Source organism: Streptomyces sp. NPDC127190, from assembly GCF_042672505.1.
Taxonomy (GTDB): domain Bacteria; phylum Actinomycetota; class Actinomycetes; order Streptomycetales; family Streptomycetaceae; genus Streptomyces.
In genome coordinates this window covers 35633-54849 of the sequence record NZ_JBHXVE010000028.1, presented here as the reverse complement: position 1 = coordinate 54849, position 19217 = coordinate 35633, and the positions used below count along the sequence as shown (strand labels likewise).

General features: G+C 73.0%; 13 protein-coding genes and 1 pseudogene. 13 read left to right on the top strand and 1 reads right to left on the bottom strand.

All coding sequences use genetic code 11. The annotated features are described in order from the left end of the window. Positions 1–67 precede the first annotated feature (67 nt). The 4 genes and pseudogenes from ACFVIU_RS31980 to ACFVIU_RS31965 all read left to right on the top strand — a co-directional run. Positions 68–847, top strand: coding sequence for a type II secretion system F family protein (locus ACFVIU_RS31980; protein ID WP_385846820.1), 780 nt, complete (start codon positions 68–70; stop codon positions 845–847). Positions 848–916: 69 nt separating this feature from the next. Beyond that, positions 917–1129 (top strand): DUF4244 domain-containing protein, encoded by a 213-nt coding sequence (locus ACFVIU_RS31975; protein WP_385846818.1) that lies wholly within the window; start codon positions 917–919, stop codon positions 1127–1129. Next, positions 1116–1490 (top strand): TadE family type IV pilus minor pilin, encoded by a 375-nt coding sequence (locus ACFVIU_RS31970; protein ID WP_385846816.1) that lies wholly within the window; start codon positions 1116–1118, stop codon positions 1488–1490. The genes ACFVIU_RS31975 and ACFVIU_RS31970 overlap by 14 nt, the downstream gene beginning before the upstream one ends. Then, positions 1487–1792, top strand: a pseudogene (locus ACFVIU_RS31965) (Rv3654c family TadE-like protein); the annotation flags it as partial. The gene ACFVIU_RS31970 and the pseudogene ACFVIU_RS31965, both read left to right, overlap by 4 nt. 73 nt (positions 1793–1865) lie before the next feature. Here ACFVIU_RS31965 and ACFVIU_RS31960 read toward each other — a convergent pair. Beyond that, entirely contained in the window at positions 1866–4451 is a 2586-nt protein-coding gene (locus ACFVIU_RS31960) for a DEAD/DEAH box helicase (RefSeq protein WP_385846815.1), read from the bottom strand. A gap of 81 nt (positions 4452–4532) precedes the next feature. Between ACFVIU_RS31960 and bldG the strand changes: the two genes are divergently transcribed. The 9 genes from bldG (at position 4533) to ACFVIU_RS31915 (ending at position 19149) form a co-directional block, all read left to right on the top strand. Continuing rightward, the gene (gene bldG, locus ACFVIU_RS31955) at positions 4533–4874 is read left to right on the top strand and encodes an anti-sigma factor antagonist BldG (protein ID WP_385846814.1); all 342 of its coding nucleotides are present in this window, start codon (positions 4533–4535) and stop codon (positions 4872–4874) included. 158 nt (positions 4875–5032) lie between these two features. Beyond that, positions 5033–5464 carry an ATP-binding protein gene (locus ACFVIU_RS31950; protein ID WP_385846812.1) on the top strand — a complete coding sequence of 144 codons (432 nt, stop codon included), beginning with the start codon at positions 5033–5035 and terminating at the stop codon, positions 5462–5464. 273 nt (positions 5465–5737) lie between these two features. Beyond that, the gene (locus ACFVIU_RS31945) at positions 5738–8158 is read left to right on the top strand and encodes a sodium-translocating pyrophosphatase (RefSeq protein ID WP_385846810.1); all 2421 of its coding nucleotides are present in this window, start codon (positions 5738–5740) and stop codon (positions 8156–8158) included. A 196-nt stretch (positions 8159–8354) separates the two neighbouring features. Beyond that, positions 8355–9026, top strand: coding sequence for a small secreted protein (locus ACFVIU_RS31940; protein WP_385846809.1), 672 nt, complete (start codon positions 8355–8357; stop codon positions 9024–9026). Between the two features lie 108 nt (positions 9027–9134). Beyond that, positions 9135–10661, top strand: coding sequence for a methyltransferase (locus ACFVIU_RS31935; protein ID WP_385846807.1), 1527 nt, complete (start codon positions 9135–9137; stop codon positions 10659–10661). A 231-nt stretch (positions 10662–10892) separates the two neighbouring features. Beyond that, positions 10893–11090, top strand: coding sequence for a hypothetical protein (locus tag ACFVIU_RS31930; protein ID WP_385846805.1), 198 nt, complete (start codon positions 10893–10895; stop codon positions 11088–11090). 269 nt (positions 11091–11359) lie between these two features. Further along, a complete protein-coding gene (gene topA, locus ACFVIU_RS31925; RefSeq protein ID WP_385846804.1) occupies positions 11360–14206 on the top strand; it encodes a type I DNA topoisomerase in 2847 nt (948 codons plus the stop codon). Positions 14207–14348: 142 nt separating this feature from the next. Beyond that, positions 14349–17747 carry a dTMP kinase gene (gene tmk, locus ACFVIU_RS31920; RefSeq protein WP_385846802.1) on the top strand — a complete coding sequence of 1133 codons (3399 nt, stop codon included), beginning with the start codon at positions 14349–14351 and terminating at the stop codon, positions 17745–17747. 196 nt (positions 17748–17943) lie between these two features. Then, positions 17944–19149, top strand: a complete 1206-nt coding sequence (locus ACFVIU_RS31915; RefSeq protein ID WP_385846800.1) for a DNA polymerase III subunit delta' — start codon at positions 17944–17946, stop codon at positions 19147–19149. Positions 19150–19217 lie beyond the last annotated feature (68 nt).

Sequence of the window (19217 nt, the reverse complement as noted above, 5' to 3'; positions counted from 1 at the left end):
TTCGGGTCGGCGGGTGGAGTGGCGGGGTGGGCGGAGTGGTTTCGGGTCGGCGGGGAGGAGTGGCGCCGTGAGTGGGGACGTTGTGCACAGGCTGGGGACGGCCGGGGTCGTGGTGGTGGCGCTCGGCTGGGCGGTGTGGTGGCTGGACCGGGTTCGGCGGCGGCGCCGGGCGCGGCGGCTGATCGCGGAACTGATGGGCCGCGAAGCCCCGCCCGGCGGACGGCGGTTCGCGGTGCCGGCGGTGCTGCGCGGCGGGCTGCCGTCGGCCGGCGCGGCCTGCGGCACCTGGGTGCTGGTAGGGGGGATCGCCGGGGTCCTGCTGGGGCTCGCGGTGGGCGCGGTGCTGTGGCGCCTGCGGGGCCGGGCGACGGCACAGGCCGCGACGGAGCAGACCTGCGGTGCCGAAGCCGCCCGTCAACTGCCGCTCACGGCCGATCTGCTGGCGGCCTGCATCGCCGCCGGGGCCGGGCCCGTGATCGCCGCCCAGGCGGTGGGCGACGCCCTCGGCGGACCGGTCGGGGCGGCACTGGCCCGGGGTGCGGCGGAAGTGCGGCTCGGCGGTGAACCGGTGGACGCCTGGCGCGGGTTGGCGGCGCTGCCCGGTGCGGGGCCGCTGGCCCGGCTGCTGGAGCGGGCCGGCGAGTCCGGGGTGCCCGCGGCCGCCCCGGTCGCCCGTCTCGCCTCGGACGCGCGTGCCGAGTGGGCCCGCGCCGCGACGGCCCGGGCCCGCCGGGCGGCCGTCCTGATCTCCGCGCCGGTCGGGCTGTGCTTCCTGCCCGCCTTCATCGCGGTCGGTGTGCTGCCGGTGGTGATCGGGCTGGCCGGCGGAGTGCTGGCGGGGAGGTGAGGGAGGACGACCCGAGCGGGACCGGGTGACCTGCGGGGACTGCCGAGAGACACAACAGGAGGGAATGTCATGCGAGTCGGGATGAAGAAGAAGGCCCAGAAGGCGGCGGCGCGGCTGTGCGGGGCGGTTCGCCGGGACGACGGGATGGTGACCTCGGAGTACGCCATGGGCATCATCGCGGCCGTCGGGTTCGCGCTGCTGCTCTACGAGGTCGTCACCAGCGGCCAGGTCAGGGCGGAGCTCCAGGACATCGTGAAGAAGGCCCTCAGTGCGCGGATGTGACCGGGAGGCCGACCGGGGGTTCGTGACCGCGGAGACGGCCGTGGTGCTCGGTGTGCTGGTGGCGTTCACGATGGCGCTGGTGTGGGGGCTGCTCGTGGTCGCCGCGCAGATCCAGTGCGTGGACGCCGCCCGCACCGGCGCCCGGGCCGCCGCCCGCCAGGACCCGCCGGACGCGGTGCTGGCGCTGACCCGGGAGGCCGCGCCGCGCGGGGCCCGGGTGTCGGTCCGGCGCGAGGGCGATCGGGTGCGGGTGACGGTGGTGGCCCCGCCGCCGGTGCTCAGCGGACTGCCGTTCGAGGTGCGGGAAGAGGCCGTCGCGGCGGCGGAGGAGACGGTGGGCGCGGGAAAGGAGGGGCTGTGAGGCGGGGCGTAGTGCGGAAGCGGGGCGTGGCGCGGCGCCGAGAGGGCTCCGACCGCGGGTCCGCCACCGTGTGGAGCCTCGGAGTGATCGCCGTGCTGTGCGCGGTGTTCGGCGCCGTGCTCGCTCTCGGGCAGGCCGTGGTCGTCCGGCACCGGGCCGCGGGCGGTGCCGATCTGGCGGCGCTCGCGGCGGCGGACCACTGGGCCGAGGGGGCGACGGCGGCCTGTGCCCGGGCCGGGCGGCTGGCGGCGGCCCAGGGGGTGCGGCTGGTGCGGTGCGCGATCGTCGGCGAGACCTCGGATGTGACGGCGGCCGCGGGCAGCGGGCCGTTCCGGGCGGAGGTCAGGGCGAGAGCCGGGCCGGCCGGCACCCCGGTCAGCTCTCCGGCCCCTCCGGAAGCTCCTCCTTCGGCTGACCCGCAAGCTCCTCCGGAAGCTCCTCCTTTGGATCCCCCGCTAGCTCCTCCGGAAGCCCCTCTGGAGGCTCTTCCACAAGCTCCTCCGCGGGCTTCTCTTCCGGTGCGTCCCTCAGGAGCACCGTGAGCAGGCGCACCGCACCCCTCTTGTGCAGCGGTTCGTTGCCGTTGCCGCACTTGGGGGACTGGATGCAGGAAGGGCAGCCGGCCTCGCACTCGCAGGAGGCGATGGCCGCCCGGGTCGCGGCGAGCCAGGTGCGCGCGGTGTGGAAGGCGCGCTCGGCGAACCCCGCGCCGCCGGGGTGGCCGTCGTAGACGAAGACCGTCGGCAGGAGCGTGTCGGGGTGCAGGGGGACGGACACCCCGCCGATGTCCCAGCGGTCGCAGGTCGCGAAGAGGGGCAGCATGCCGATGGAGGCGTGTTCGGCGGCGTGCAGCGAGCCGCCGAGGATCTCCGGGGTGATCCGGGCCTCGTCCAGCTGGTCCTCGGTGACCGTCCACCACACCGCGCGGGTGCGCAGCGTACGAGGAGGGAGGTCGAGTTTCGTCTCGCCGAGCACTTCGCCGGTGATGAGACGGCGGCGCAGGTAGGAGACCACCTGGTTGGTGACCTCGACCGAGCCGTAGCACAGGCGGCCGGCGCCCCAGGGGATCTCGGTGTCCGTCTCCAGGACGGAGATCGCCGTGGTGTCGCGGGCGACCGTGGAGTAGGGCGGGTCGGCCTGCTCGACCAGGGCGACGGAGTCCTCCAGGTCGAGATGGCGCACCAGGTAGGTGCGGCCCTGGTGCAGATGGACCGCGCCCTCGTGGACGGTGGAGTGCGCGGAGCCGGCGTCGACGGTGCCGAGCAGACGTCCGGTACCGGCCTCCACGATCTGCACCGGGCGGCCGCCCGCACCGCGGATGTCGGTCAGGTCGGCGGCCCGCTCGCGCCGCGTCCAGTGCCAGGCCTTCGTCCTTCTGCGGAGCAGCTTCGCGGCCTCCAGCTGCGGCAGCACCTCCGCACTGGCGGGGCCGAAGAGGTCCAGGTCCTCCTCGGTCAGCGGGAGTTCGGCGGCGGCGGCGCACAGGTGCGGCGCGAGGACGTAGGGGTTGTCGGGGTCCAGGACGGTCGATTCCACCGGCTGGTCGAACAGCGCCTCGGGATGGTGCACGAGGAAGGTGTCCAGCGGGTCGTCCCGGGCGACGAGGACCGCGAGGGCGCCCTGCCCGGAGCGGCCGGCGCGGCCCGCCTGCTGCCACAGGGAGGCGCGGGTGCCCGGGTACCCGGCGATCACCACGGCGTCCAGGCCGGACACGTCCACGCCCAGCTCCAGGGCGGTCGTGGCGGCGAGGCCGAGGAGTTCGCCGGAGTGCAGGGCGCGTTCCAGCGCGCGGCGCTCCTCGGGGAGATAGCCGCCCCGGTAGGCCGCGACCCGCCGGACCAGGGAGCGGTCGACCTCGGCCAGCTTCTCCTGGGCGATCACCGAGATCAGCTCGGCGCCGCGCCGGGAGCGGACGAAGGCCACCGAGCGCACGCCCTGCACGGTCAGGTCGGTCAGCAGATCGGCGGTCTCGGCGGTGGCCGTACGCCGTACGGGGGCACCCTTCTCGCCGTGCAGTTCGGTGAGCGGGGGCTCCCAGAGGGCGAAGACCAGTTCCCCGCGCGGGGAGGCGTCGTCGGCGACCTCGACCACCGGCAGCCCGGTCAGCCGGCGGGCGGCCACGGCGGGTTCCGCGGCGGTCGCCGAGGCCAGCAGGAAGACGGGCGAGGCACCGTAGCGGGCGCACAGCCGCCGCAGCCGGCGCAGCACCTGGGCGACATGCGAGCCGAACACACCGCGGTAGGTGTGGCACTCGTCGATGACGACGTACTTCAGCGACTTCAGGAAGGAGGACCAACGGGGGTGGGCCGGGAGTATGCCCCGGTGCAGCATGTCGGGGTTGGTCAGCACGTAGGTGGCGTACTGGCGGATCCACTCGCGTTCTTCGAACGGAGTGTCGCCGTCGTACACGGCTGGGCGAACCGCGCCGGCCAAAGGTTGTGAAAGTTCCTTCACCGACCGGCACTGGTCCGCCGCGAGCGCCTTGGTGGGCGCCAGGTACAGCGCGGTGGCGCCCCGCCCGTTCGGGGCCTCGGCTCCGTCGAGCAGGGCGGACAGGACGGGCACGAGGTAGGCGAGGGACTTGCCGGAGGCGGTGCCGGTGGCGACGACCACCGAGTCGCCGTCCAGGGCGTGCTCGGCGGCCAGTGCCTGATGGGCCCAGGGATGCTCGATGCCGCACCGCTGGACGGCCGCGATCACCTCGGACCGAATCCGGTGAGGCCAGACGGCATGGCGGCCCGCGCGCGGGGGCAAGTGCTCCGTATGAGTGATGCGCGCAGACCGGCTCGGCCCCGAGGCGAGCCGGTCCAGGACCGTGCCCGGGGAAAACCCGAAGGCCTGTTCTGCCGGGGTTCTGTCGGATCGGTGATTCTTGGCCATCGGCACCGAGTGTGTCACTGGCGTGACGGACAATGGAGCCAAGGCGTCGTGCACGCCTGCCGGTAAGTGATTGAATGCCATCGCGGCTGGCGATGCGTCCCGGGGGCCGCATGCCGAGTTACCCGAGGGGCGACCGCTCGATAGCAAGGTGCTGGAGGATCCGTGGACCTGTCCCTGTCGACCGAAACCATCGGCGATCGTACGGTCGTCCGAGTCGGTGGCGAAATCGACGTGTATACCGCGCCCAAGCTGCGTGAGCAGCTGGTCGAGCTGGTGAACGACGGGAATTTCCACCTCGTCGTCGACATGGAGGGCGTGGACTTCCTCGACTCCACCGGGCTCGGCGTGCTGGTCGGAGGCCTGAAGCGGGTGCGTGCCCACGAGGGCTCGCTGCGCCTGGTCTGCAACCAGGAGCGCATTCTCAAGATCTTCCGCATCACCGGCCTCACCAAGGTGTTCCCCATCCACACCTCGGTCGAGGACGCGGTGCAGGCCACCGACTGATCCGGGCCGTTCGCCGGCGCCGGACCGCCCCGCGCGGTCCGGTGCGGGGCGGTCCTGTCCTGGGCCGGGCCAGCGGCCCGGGCCACAGCAGTACAGCAGGGGGTGCGGCCCTCGGCGGCCCCGCCCCGACCGCACACCCGTAGTCGCGAGGGGGATGCATGGCCACCGTCGAACTCCGCTTCAGCGCGCTGCCCGAGCACGTCCGGACCGCCCGGCTGGTGGCGGCCGCGGTGGCGCGCAGGGCCGGAGTGGACGAGGCCGTCCTGGACGAGGTCCGGCTCGCCGTGGGCGAGGCCTGCTCCCGTGCCGTCGGACTGCATCGGAACAGCGGCATCACGGCGCCGGTGAAGGTGGCGCTGATCGAGGAGGAGAAACAGTTCTCCATCGAGGTCGGCGACAAGGCCCCGCATGCCGTGCCGGGCGGCGACACGCCCGGCGCAGCGGACGGCGAGCCGGAGGTCGAGGAGGACGAGATGGGCCTCGCGGTGATCAGCGGCCTCGTCGACGACGTCCAGGTCACCACCGGCCTGGACGGCGGTCTGATCCGCATGACCTGGCCGACCGCGCCCCCGGCCACGGCGCTGCTCTGAACCGCCCCCGCCGAACTTCTCGAAGGGCCCTGCGACGCAGGGCCCTTCGGCGTTTCCGGCGAAGCCTGTAATTCGTGAAGTAATTCACGATCATTCACCGTCGGCCGAGAATGCCTCGAAGGCATTACGCCATTCGAGGCGTGTAGCGCGAGGGCGATCATTTGCGATGAGCCAGTGGAGGCTAATTCCGTTTACCGTGCTCTGTTGAGATCACACGGGGGTACCTACAATCCGTCCACATCTTGAGCTCAGCCCAAGCGTCAAGGAGGACGAATGGCGGGGCTTTCTACCCCTGAGTGGGCCACCCCCCAGTGGGGCCGTTCCACATCCCTCGCGGCCGCGGTCCTGACCGAGGACAACCGGATCCTCGTGGCCGTCATCGGCGCGGTCGCGCTGGCCGCGCTGGTGGTCGCGGGGCTCCTGGTGCGCCAGGTGCTGGCGGCGGACGAGGGAACCGACAGCATGAAAGAGATCGCCGGGGCGGTGCAGGAAGGCGCCAAGGCGTATCTCGCCCGGCAGTTGCGCACGCTCGGCGTATTCGCCGTCGTCGTGTTCTTCCTGCTCATGCTGCTGCCGGCGGACGACTGGAATCAGCGTGCCGGACGTTCGGTGTTCTTCCTGATCGGCGCGGCGTTCTCGGCGGCCACCGGCTATATCGGCATGTGGCTCGCCGTACGCAGCAATGTGCGGGTCGCCGCGGCGGCCCGGGAAGCGACTCCGGCGCCCGGTGAACCAGAAAAAGATCTCACCGCCGTTTCGCACAAGGCGATGAAGATCGCATTTCGCACGGGCGGTGTCGTCGGCATGTTCACGGTGGGGCTCGGCCTGCTGGGCGCCTCCTGTGTGGTGCTGGTGTACGCGGCCGACGCACCGAAGGTGCTGGAGGGCTTCGGCCTCGGCGCCGCCCTGATCGCCATGTTCATGCGGGTGGGCGGCGGCATCTTCACCAAGGCCGCCGACGTCGGCGCCGACCTGGTCGGCAAGGTCGAGCAGGGCATTCCGGAGGACGATCCGCGCAATGCCGCGACCATCGCCGACAACGTGGGCGACAACGTCGGCGACTGCGCCGGCATGGCGGCCGACCTGTTCGAGTCGTACGCCGTCACCCTGGTGGCCGCGCTGATCCTCGGCAAGGCCGCCTTCGGCGACTCGGGGCTCGCCTTCCCGCTGCTGGTGCCCGCCATCGGAGTGATCACCGCGATGATCGGCATCTTCGCGGTCGCCCCGCGCCGCGCCGACCGCAGCGGCATGACGGCGATCAACCGCGGCTTCTTCATCTCCGCGGTGATCTCGCTCGCCCTGGTGGCGGTCGCGGTCTTCGTCTACCTGCCCTCGACGTACTCCGGGCTGCACGGCGTCACGGACGCGGCGATCCGGGGCAAGGACGGCGACCCCCGGGTCCTCGCCCTGGTCGCCGTCGCCATCGGCATCCTGCTCGCCGCCGTCATCCAGCAGCTGACCGGCTACTTCACCGAGACCACCCGGCGCCCGGTCCGGGACATCGGCAAGACCTCCCTCACCGGCCCCGCCACCGTCGTCCTCTCCGGCATCTCCCTGGGTCTGGAGTCGGCCGTCTACACCGCGCTGCTCATCGGGCTGGGCGTGTACGGCGCGTTCCTGCTCGGCGGTACGTCGATCATGCTGGCGCTGTTCGCGGTGGCGCTGGCCGGCACCGGACTGCTCACCACGGTCGGTGTGATCGTCGCCATGGACACCTTCGGGCCGGTCTCCGACAACGCGCAGGGCATCGCCGAGATGTCCGGTGACGTCCAGGGCGCGGGCGCGCAGGTGCTCACCAACCTGGACGCCGTCGGCAACACCACCAAGGCCATCACCAAGGGCATCGCGATCGCGACGGCCGTCCTCGCCGCGTCGGCGCTGTTCGGGTCGTACCGTGACGCGATCACCACCAATGTGCAGGACGTCGGGGAGAAGCTCAGCGGGCCGGGCGCGCCGCTGAGTCTGTCCCTGGACATCTCGCAGCCCAACAACCTCGTCGGCCTCATCGCGGGTGCCGCGGTCGTGTTCCTCTTCTCCGGACTGGCCATCAACGCCGTGTCCCGGTCGGCGGGTTCGGTGGTGTTCGAGGTGCGGCGGCAGTTCCGGGAGAAGCCCGGGATCATGGACTTCAGCCAGAAGCCCGAGTACGGCAAGGTCGTCGACATCTGCACCAAGGACGCCCTGCGGGAGCTGGCCACGCCCGGTCTGCTGGCCGTCATGGCGCCGATCTTCGTCGGGTTCACGCTCGGCGTCGGCTCGCTCGGCTCCTATCTCGCCGGCGCCATCGGCGCGGGCACGCTGATGGCGGTGTTCCTCGCCAACTCCGGCGGCGCCTGGGACAACGCCAAGAAGCTGGTGGAGGACGGCCACCACGGCGGCAAGGGCAGTGAGGCCCACGCGGCCACGGTGATCGGCGACACGGTCGGCGACCCCTTCAAGGACACCGCGGGCCCCGCGATCAACCCGCTGCTGAAGGTGATGAACCTCGTCTCGCTGCTCATCGCACCCGCGGTGATCAAGTTCTCCTACGGCCACGACAAGAGCCTCGGCGTGCGGATCGCGATCGCGGTGCTCGCGCTCCTGGTGATCGTCGGTGCGGTGTACGTCTCCAAGCGGCGCGGGATCGCCGTGGGCGACGACGACGAGAGTGCCGAGCGGGTGGCCAACTCGCCGGGTACGGCGGTGGTTTCGTAGCTGTCGTGGGGAAGCCCTGTTCAACGGGCGGGCGGGTGGCGCTTACTGACGCGCGGCCCGCCCGTCCGCGTCTGTGGGCACGCCCACGTCGTGAGCCTTCTCTCTGGCGGTGCAAACGCGTACGAAAATACACATAGGGGATGTTCGCGCTGCGGGGGGTGTGTGTCCGCCGTGTAGGGTCCGTGGGCCGAGAGCCATGGAAGGGACCAATCCGGTGAACAAGAAGCTCACGGCCGCACTGTCCGGCGGTGCGGTACTGGTGGTGGCATTGACGGGATGCACCAGCAGCAGCGGCGGCGGCAGCAAGGGCCCCGACCCCAAGCTCGTCTCCTGGGCCAAGTCGGTGTGCGACGCGGTGCCCGCGCAGGACGCGAAGATCAAGGCGGCCAACGCGGCGATCAGCACCACGGCCGCCGACACCGCCAAGCCGCAGGAGTTGCAGAAGACGGACTCGCAGGCCTTCCAGGACATGGCCGACGGCTACAAGGCGATCGCCACCGCCGTCGGCAAGGCGGGCGCGCCGCCCGGGGTCGAGGGCGGCGTCAAGCGGCTCCAGGCGGTCGTGAAGAGCTTCAACAGCCTCTCCGCCTCCTACGCCGACCTGAAGAAGCAGGTCGACGCGTTGAACACCAAGGACCAGGCGAAGTTCGCCTCCGGGCTGCACGATGTCGCGGTGCAGATGACCGACCTGGAGAAGAAGCACCAGAGCGGCACCGAGGCGCTGAAGAACCTCCAGCAGGGCGAGGTCCAGGACGCGATCGCGCAGCAGGCCAGCTGCAAGAAGGTCGCCGAGTCGGCCACGGCCTCGCCGGCGCCGTCGTCTCCGGCGTCGTCCCCGTCGGCGTCGGCGTCCTCCAAGAAGGGCTGACACGTCGGTCCGCCGGGGGACGATGTCACTGCCCTCGGCGGACCGGCTCCGGGCGTGCGGAGGGCGCGCGGACCGGCCCCGCGGCCGCCCCCGGGACACAATGGGGGCGTGACTGACACCGGACTCGCCCCCCTGCCCGCCGCCGACCGGCCCGACATCGCCGCACGCCTGCGGGACGCCCTGCTGGCCGCCTCCTTCACCGCCGACGGTCTGCTCGAGCTGCTCGGCGCCCCCGCCTACGCGGCGCTGGCCCGCAGCGAGACCGTGCCCGCCCTGCGCGCGACCCGTGGCGACACGCCGCTGGAGACGCTCGTACGGCTGTTCCTGCTCCAGCAGCCGGTGCCCCACGCGCGCGTGGCGGCGATCCTGCCGGTCGAGGAGGCCGTGGAAGCCGGGTGGCTCACGCGCGTGGGCGGCGACGAGGTCGCCGCGACGGTGGATGTACGGCCCTACGGCGGCCCCGACGGCGAGGACTGGTTCATCGTCTCCGACCTCGGCTGCGCGGTCGGCGGCGCGGGCGGCATCGGACGCCGCGACGAGGGCGTCGTCCTCGGGGTCGGCGGCGCCTCCACCACCCTCGCCGGCATCACCGTCCGCACCCCGGTCGCCTCCGCCCTGGACCTCGGCACCGGTTCCGGCATCCAGGCGCTGCACGCCGCCCAGCACGCCACGCGCGTGACGGCCACCGACGTCAACCCGCGCGCGCTGCACATCACCGCCCTCACGCTCGCGCTCTCCGGCGCGCCCGCCGCCGAGCTGCGCGAGGGCTCGCTGTTCGCACCGGTCCGGGACGACGAGACCTTCGATCTCATCGTCTCCAACCCGCCGTTCGTGATCTCGCCGGGCGCCCGGCTGACCTACCGGGACGGCGGCATGGGCGGGGACGATCTGTGCCGCTCGCTCGTTCAGCAGGCGGGGGAACGGCTGAACGAGGGCGGGTTCGCGCAGTTCCTCGCCAACTGGCAGCACGTGGCAGGGGAGGACTGGCAGGACAGACTCAGGTCGTGGGTGCCGAGCGGGTGCGATGCCTGGATCGTGCAGCGCGAGGTGCAGGACATCACGCAGTACGCCGAGCTGTGGCTGCGGGACGCCGGTGACCACCGTGGGGACCCGGCGGAGTACCAGGCGCACTACGACGCCTGGCTCGACGAGTTCGAGGCGCGCAAGGTGAAGGCGGTCGGCTTCGGCTGGATCACGCTGCGCAAAAGCGGGGCCGCGGAGCCGTCCGTCACCGTGGAGGAGTGGCCCCACCCGGTCGAACAGCCGCTCGGGGACGCCATCCTGGCCCACTTCGAGCGCCTCGACTATCTCCGTGAGCACGACGACGCGGCCCTGCTCGCAAGCCACTTCAGGCTCGCTGCGGAGGTGGTCCAGGAGCAGGTCGGGCTGCCCGGCGCCGAGGACCCCGAGCATGTGGTGCTGCGCCAGAACCGCGGTATGCGCCGGGCGACCAAGGTGGACACGGTCGGCGCGGGCTTCGCGGGCGTGTGCGACGGCACGCTGAGCGCGGGCCGCATCCTGGACGCCATCGCCCAGCTGGTCGGCGAGGACCCGGTGCTGCTCCGCGACCGCACTCCGGCGCAGATCCGGCTGCTGGTGGAACAGGGCTTCCTGGAGCCGGCGCCGGTGGCGTAGCGCCGGGGCGGGGAGGGGCGGGGCGCCGAGGACCCGGGCGGGGGACCGGTGCCGTACGCTCCGGAAAACGGCCGGAAAGCATGGGTTCCGGAGTTCGGGCGAGCGGTCTCCGGGCGCCCGTCCGGTGGCGCGCCGGCCCCCCGTTCACCCCGATGTCGTCCGCCCGTCGTCCGCGCGTGCCACCCTCCCCGCGCTGGGCGGAGCCGGACGGCAGGAAAGGGGCGCGGGGCGATGGAGAGCGGGCCGGCGATCTATGCGGGAGCGGTGTTCGCCCTGTTCGGCGCGGCCCTGCTGACCTGGACCGGGGTCCGGCTGCGGCGCGGGGAGCCGGTGGCGGACGGTGTGAGGCACCTCCCATCGGCGGTCGTCGCGAGCGTCGCGGGAACCGTCGCGCTGGCACTCGGCGGATACTGCCTCACCCGGCTCTGACGTCGGCGGGCGTGCCGGGGAGGGGGGTGTCGCGGAAGTAAGAGGAGCGACGCGCTCCGGACAGGCCCCGAGGGGGTACCCGGTACTCCGGGCGGCAGGAATGGCGGTAGTCGGGTTACCGTTCGAGTGGCCGTTGTGGGCTTTTCCCGTTTGACACGGGGGCGGGATGTACCGTCACACTCCGCAGCGTCACACGAGCCAGCAGTACGCCGCGACCCCGGGACGAAGGCCTGGGGAGGCCACAGCGTCGACCGGAGAGAAGAGCGAAGTTGTCCCCGACCAGCGAGACCGCACAGGGCGGCCGCCGACTCGTCATCGTCGAGTCGCCTGCCAAGGCGAAGACGATCAAGGGCTACCTCGGCCCCGGCTACATCGTCGAGGCGAGCGTCGGGCACATCCGCGACCTTCCCAACGGTGCCGCGGAGGTGCCGGAGAAGTACACCGGTGAGGTCCGCCGCCTCGGTGTGGACGTCGAACATGACTTCCAGCCGATCTATGTGGTCAACGCCGACAAGAAGGCGCAGGTCAAGAAGCTCAAGGACCTGCTGAAGGAATCCGACGAGCTGTTCCTCGCCACCGATGAGGACCGGGAGGGCGAGGCGATCGCCTGGCACCTCCAGGAGGTCCTCAAGCCGAAGATCCCGGTCAAGCGGATGGTGTTCCACGAGATCACCAAGGACGCGATCCGGGAGGCCGTCGCCAACCCGCGCCAGCTCAACCAGAAGCTGGTCGACGCCCAGGAGACCCGCCGCATCCTCGACCGCCTCTACGGCTACGAGGTCTCGCCGGTCCTGTGGAAGAAGGTCATGCCGCGCCTGTCGGCCGGCCGTGTCCAGTCCGTCGCGACCCGTCTCGTCGTGGAGCGGGAACGCGAGCGCATCGCGTTTCGTTCTGCCGAGTACTGGGACCTGACGGGCACCTTCGCGACCGGCCGCGCGGGGGATCCGTCGGACCCGTCGTCGCTGGTCGCCCGCCTCCAGACCGTCGACGGCAGGCGGGTCGCGCAGGGCCGCGACTTCGACTCCGTGGGACAGCTGAAGAGCGCGAACATCCTCCACCTGGACGAGGCCACCGCCCGCGCCCTCGCCACCGCCCTGGAGAACACCCGCTTCTCCGTCCGGTCCGTGGAGTCCAAGCCGTACCGCCGCTCGCCGTACGCCCCGTTCCGCACGACGACGCTCCAGCAGGAGGCGAGCCGCAAGCTCGGCTTCGGCGCGAAGGCGACCATGCAGGTCGCCCAGAAGCTGTACGAGAACGGCTACATCACGTACATGCGTACGGACTCGACGACGCTGAGCGACACCGCGATCGCCGCGGCCCGCGCGCAGGTCACGCAGCTCTACGGCGCCGACTACCTGCCGCCGCAGCCGCGTACGTACGCCGCGAAGGTGAAGAACGCGCAGGAGGCCCACGAGGCGATCCGCCCCTCGGGTGATCGTTTCCGCACTCCCGCCGAGACCGGCCTGACCGGCGACCAGTTCAAGCTGTACGAGCTGATCTGGAAGCGGACCGTCGCCTCCCAGATGAAGGACGCGACCGGCAACAGCGTGACGGTGAAGATCGGCGGCACCGCGGCCGACGGCCGGGACGTCGAGTTCAGCGCCTCCGGCAAGACGATCACCTTCCACGGCTTCCTGAAGGCCTACGTCGAGGGTGCCGACGACCCGAACGCCGAGCTGGACGACCGCGAGCGCCGGCTGCCGCAGGTCGCCGAGGGCGACGCGCTGTCCGCCGAGGAGATCACCGCCGACGGCCACGCCACCAAGCCCCCGGCCCGCTACACCGAGGCCTCGCTGGTCAAGGAGCTGGAAGAGCGGGAGATCGGCCGCCCGTCGACGTACGCGTCGATCATCGGCACGATCCTCGACCGCGGCTATGTCTTCAAGAAGGGCACGGCCCTGGTGCCGTCCTTCCTGTCCTTCGCCGTCGTCAACCTGCTGGAGAAGCACTTCGGGCGACTGGTCGACTACGACTTCACCGCGAAGATGGAGGACGACCTCGACCGCATCGCGGCCGGTGAGGCCCAGGCCGTGCCGTGGCTGAAGCGCTTCTACTTCGGCGAGGGCACTGCCACGGGCGGCGCGGCCGACGCCGGCAACGGCGACGGCGACCACCTCGGCGGCCTCAAGGAACTGGTGACCGACCTGGGCGCGATCGACGCGCGCGAGGTGTCGTCGTTCCCGGTGGGCAACGACATCGTGCTCCGTGTCGGCCGCTACGGCCCGTACATCGAGCGCGGCGAGAAGGACACCGAGCAGCACCAGCGCGCCGACATCCCCGAGGACCTGGCGCCGGACGAGCTGACCGTCGAGCTGGCCGAGGAACTGCTGGCCAGGCCCAGCGGCGACTTCGAGCTGGGCACCGACCCGGCCACCGGCCACACGATCGTCGCCAAGGACGGCCGCTACGGCCCGTACGTCACCGAGATCCTCCCCGAGGGCACCCCGAAGACCGGCAAGAACGCGGTCAAGCCGCGTACGGCCTCGCTCTTCAAGTCCATGGCGCTGGACACGGTCACCCTGGACGACGCGCTGCGGCTGATGTCGCTGCCGCGGACGGTCGGCACCGACACCGACGGCCAGGAGATCACCGCGCAGAACGGCCGCTACGGCCCGTATCTGAAGAAGGGCACGGACTCGCGCTCGTTGCAGTCCGAGGACCAGATCTTCACGATCACGCTGGAGGAGGCGCAGGCGATCTACGCCCAGCCGAAGCAGCGTGGCCGGGCCGCCGCCAAGCCGCCGCTGAAGGAACTGGGCGAGGACCCGGTCTCCGGCAAGCCGGTCGTGGTCAAGGACGGCCGCTTCGGTCCGTACGTCACCGACGGCGAGACCAACGCGACCCTGCGCTCCGACGACAGTGTCGAGGCGATCACCCCGGAGCGCGGCTTCGAGCTGCTCGCCGAGAAGCGTGCCAAGGGGCCCGCCAAGAAGACCGCGAAGAAGGCCGCCACCAAGGCGACGGCCAAGAAGGCGGCTCCGGCGAAGAAGACCGCCGCCAAGAAGACGGCCGCGAAGAAGACGACGACGGCCGCCAAGAAGACGACGGCCGCGAAGAAGACGGCCGCCGCGAAGGCGACGGCGTCCAAGGCGGCGGCTTCCGGCACGGAGGACTGACCTTCCCGGTCCGACCTCGCCTGTGCGACCTCGCCGGTCCGACCTCTCCGGAGGGCCGGCCCGACGGAGAACCGGGCCGCCAGGGCATGGACATGTCAGGGTGCGGCGGTGTGTTGTCGGTGGCTGCGGATAGGCTGAACGCATGACGCGAGCCGAGCAGCCAACGGCCCACACCACCGCCCCGGACGACGCCCTGGTCGCGGACTCCCGCGAACGCGCCGTCCGATCCCTGCTGCGCCGCCCACAACTGCGGCGCCTGTGGAGCGCGCAGTTGGTGAGCGGTGTCGGTGACACCCTCGCCCTGCTCGTCCTGGTCGTCCTCGTCCTCCAGGCGGCGATCGCCCAGGGTGCCTTCGGCGGCGGTTACCGGGGTGTGGCATTCGCAGTGGCGATGGTCTTCGCCGGCCGGGTCCTCGCCACGCTGCTCTTCGGCGCGGTACTGCTCGGGCCGCTGACCACGCTCACCGGCCCCGAGGGCCCGCTCGACCGCCGCTGGACCATGGTCGGCGCCGACGGCCTGCGGGCCGTCCTGCTGATCGTCGCGCCCCTGTGGATCGACTGGACCCCGGACAACGCCCTCGCCGTCCTGCTGGTCACCGCCTTCGTCACCGGCGTCGCCGAGCGGCTGTGGACGGTGTGCCGGGAGAGCGCGGCCCCCGCGCTGCTGCCCGCTCCGCCGCCCGAGGGCGCGACCGTACGGCCGCTGCCGGACCACCTGGACGCCCTGCGCCGGCTCTCCCTGCGCACCGGCTTCCTGGCCGTCCCGCTGGCGGCCGCCGCCCTGGTCGCCGCCTCCCTCGTCAACAACCTGCTGGGCACCGGCGTCGCCTGGTTCGACCAGCACCACGCGGCCCTCGGGTCGTATGTCGCGGCGGGTCTCTTCGCCGCCTCCCTCTCCCTGCTGACCGCCCTGGAACTGCCCGGCACCCGCACCCCGCGCCCGCGGTCCCCGCTGGAGGGCCTGCGCCGCCCGCGCACCGGCACCGGCGTCGACAAGGGCCGCACCGGCGCGATCCCGCTGCTCGTCCCGGCCTGCGCCGCCGTGGCCGGCGCCATCGCGGCCGCCGTCGCCGTGTGCGTGCTGCACGCCGCCGACCTGGGCGGCGGCCCGGTCCTCTACGGCCTGCTGGTGCTCGGTCTGACCGGCGGCGTCGCCCTCGGCATCCGTACGGCGCCCGGGCTGCTGCCCTCGTTCTCGCGCCGCCGGCTGTTCGCCCTCGCGATCGCCTTCACCGGGGTCGCGCTGCTGGGCGCCGGGCTGGTTCCGGACGTCACCACCGTGCTGCTGATCGTCACGCTGGCCGGTGCGGGCGCGGGCATCGCGGCCAACACCGGGCACGCGCTGCTCGACCAGGAGACCGAGGACTTCCGCCGGCCGCGCGTCACCGAGCACCTGCACGCGATGGTCCGCGTCTTCATCGCGCTCGCCGCGCTCGTCGCCCCCGTCGTGGCGGGCCTGATCGGCCGCCACCGGCTGGAGAACGGCCGGTTCGTCTTCGCGCACGGCGGCGCCTCCTTCACGCTGATGCTGGTCGGCGCGCTGCTGCTGCCGGTGGCCGTGCTGGTCCTCGCCAAGGTCGACGACCGCTCGGGCATCCCGCTGCGCCAGGACCTCAGGGACGCGCTGCTCGGCGGTGACGACCCGGACACCGTCCCGGCGGCGACCGGCTTCTTCATCGCCCTGGAGGGCGGCGACGGCGCCGGCAAGTCCACCCAGGCCGAGGCGCTCGCCGAGTGGATCCGCGGCAAGGGCCACGAGGTCGTCCTCACCCGCGAGCCGGGGGCCACTCCCGTGGGCAAGCGGCTGCGCTCGATCCTGCTGGACGTGTCCTCGGCGGGCCTGTCGCACCGCGCGGAGGCGCTGCTGTACGCGGCCGACCGCGCGGAGCACGTCGACACCGTCGTACGGCCCGCCCTGGAGCGCGGCGCGGTGGTCATCTCCGACCGGTACATCGACTCCTCCGTCGCCTACCAGGGCGCCGGCCGCGACCTGTCCCCGACCGAGATCGCCCGGATCAACCGCTGGGCCACCGACGGGCTGGTCCCGCACCTCACCGTCCTGCTGGACGTCCCCCCGGAGACCGCCCGGGAGCGGTTCACCGAGGCGCCGGACCGGCTGGAGTCCGAGCCCGCCGAGTTCCACGCACGCGTGCGTGCCGGGTTCCTCACCCTGGCCGCCGCCGACCCCGGCCGCTACCTGGTCGTGGACGCCGGCCAGGAACCGGAGGCCGTGACCACCGTCATCCGGCACCGGCTGGACACCGTGCTGCCGCTCTCCGAGGCCGAGATCAAGGCCCAGGAGGAGGCGCGGAAGAAGGCCGAGGAGGAGGCCCGCCGCAAGGCCGAGGAAGAGGCCGCCCGCAAGGCCGAGGAGGAGCGTCTGGAGCGCGAGCGCCAGGAGCAGCTCGCCCGGCTGCGCGCCGAGGAGGAGGAGCGCAAGCGCCGCGAGCTGGAAGAGGCGCAGCGCCGCGAGGCCGAACGCCAGGCCGAGGAGGCCCGGCGCCGGGCCGAGGAAGCGGCCCGGCGTGCCGAGGAGGAGCGGCAGCGGCTGCTCGCCGAGGAGAAGGCCCGCGCCGAGGAGGAGGCCCGCCGCAAGGCGGAGCAGGAGCGGCTGCGCAAGCAGGCCGAGGAAGAGGCCCGGCTGCGCGCCGAGGAGGAGGCCCGCCAGGCCAGGCTGCGTGCCGAGGAGGAGGCGCGTCGGCTGGCGGCCCAGCGCAAGGCCGAGGAGGCGCTGCTGCGGGCCGAGGAGGCGCGCCGGCAGGCGGCCGAGGCAGCCGCGGCGGCCGACGCGGTGGCCGGCCGGCCCGGCAAGCCGCTTCCGGCCGCGCCGGGCGTGGCCCCGGACGCGGTGACCGTGCCCACGCCGGTGGTGTCCCCGGGCCCCCGCGGCACGGAGGAGACCGTGCCGACACCGGTGGTGTCCGGCGAGACGGACACGTCCGGACCGGCGGCCGACGAGACGACGGTGCTGCGCCCGGTGCGCGAGGAGCGTGGCGGCCCGGCAGCGAAGACGGACCGCACGCAGCCGGCGCAGGATTCCCCCGCCGACCCCGAGGTGACCGCCGAGCTGCCGCAGCCGCCGGTGCCCTCCGGACCGGCGGACGAGACGGCGGTGCTGCCCCCCGTGCCCGCTCCCGAGGGCGCGGCGGACGAGACGGCCGTACTGCCGCCGGTCCCGTCCGGTGCGGCGGACGAGACCGCCGTACTGCCACCGGTCCCCTCTGGCGCGGCGGACGAGACCGCCGTCCTGCCGCCCGTACGGCGGGACGCCCCGGCGGACCGGGTGCCGCCCGGCTTCTTCCGGGACGAGCGGCCCGCGGCGGACCCGGACGGCTCCGAGGACCGTACGCGCGAGATGCCGCAGCTCGACGCCGACGGCATCCCGCGCCGCAGGCCGCGCCCCGACTGGGCCGAGGAGACCCCGCTGGACGACCTGCCGAGCCTGGCGGACGAACTGCTGGGCTCCTACGACGAGCGCGACTACGCCGACCCCGGGGACGAGCGGGGCGGCACGGGCCGTGGCCGGGGGCGGCGCGGCTGAGCAGGTCGTGACCTCAGGTCCCGGCCGGATGCACGGAAGCGGGCGGCGCCCGTCGGGAGACCGGCGGGCGCCGCGGCGCGTCGGCGCCGGGCCGTGTCCCGCGGCCGTGGTGCCGTCGGACGGCGTCGGCGTTGTCAGTGGGGACCCGCACAATGGAGGGCGGGACGCGGAGTGCGACGGAAGGGCGGCGTGACCCATGACCGTATGGGACGACCTCGTCGGGCAGGACAAGGTGAGCGCGGTGCTCGACGCCGCCGCGCGGGACGCCGACGCCCTGGTCACGGCCGCCGCGGCGGCCCAGCCGCTGCCCGAGGCGTCGAAGATGACCCACGCCTGGCTGTTCACGGGCCCGCCCGGAGCGGGCCGCAACCAGGCGGCGCGGGCCTTCGCCGCGGCCCTGCAATGCGTCAGCCCCGACCGTGCCCTCGGCGGCACCCCCGGCTGCGGCTTCTGCGACGGCTGCCACACCGCGCTGCTCGGCACGCACGCGGATGTCACCACGGTCGCCGCGGTCGGCGCCGAGATCCTGGTGCGGGACATGCGCGACACGGTCCGCAAGTCGTTCACCGCCCCGGCGAACGGCCGCTGGCAGATCATCCTGGTCGAAGACGCCGAGCGGCTGAACGAGAAGTCGGCGAACGCCGTCCTGAAGGCCGTCGAGGAGCCCGCCCCGCGCACGGTCTGGCTGCTCTGCGCCCCCTCGATCGAGGACGTCCTGCCGACGATCCGGTCCCGCTGCCGCCACCTGAACCTGCGCACGCCGTCGGTGGACGCGGTCGCCGACATGCTCGTACGCCGGGACGGCATCGAGCCGGAGGTCGCGGCGGCCGCCGCCCGAGCCACCCAGGGGCATGTGGACCGGGCCCGGCGCCTGGCCACCGACGCGGCGGCCCGCGAGCGCCGCGCGGCCGTGCTGAAGCTGCCGCTGCGCCTCGACGAGGTCGGCGCCTGCCTCAGAGCCGCCCAGGAGCTGGTCGACGCGGCCGCCGAGGACGCCAAGCAGCTCGCCGAGGAGATGGACGGCAGGGAGACCGAGGAGCTGAAGGCGGCGCTCGGCGCGGCCCAGGGCGGCCGGCTGCCGCGTGGCACGGCGGGCGTGATGAAGGACCTCGAGGACATGCAGAAGCGCCGCAGAACCCGTACCCAGCGGGACAGCCTCGATGTCGCGCTGGGCGACCTCACCGCCTTCTACCGCGACGTCCTCGCCCTCCAGCTCGGCTCGCGGGTCGCGATCGCCAACACGGACGCGGAGGACGCGCTGGACCGGCTGGCCCGGGGCAGCTCCCCGGAGTCCACGCTCCGCCGCATCGAGGCCATCGGCGCCTGCCGGGAGGCCCTGGACCGCAATGTGGCCCCGCTGCTCGCGGTGGAGGCGATGACGATGGCCCTGCGCGCGGGCTGACCGGCCCGCCCCTACCTCCTGTCTCCCGCCGGAGGCCCCCATGTCCCTCGTACGAGCCACAATCCGCA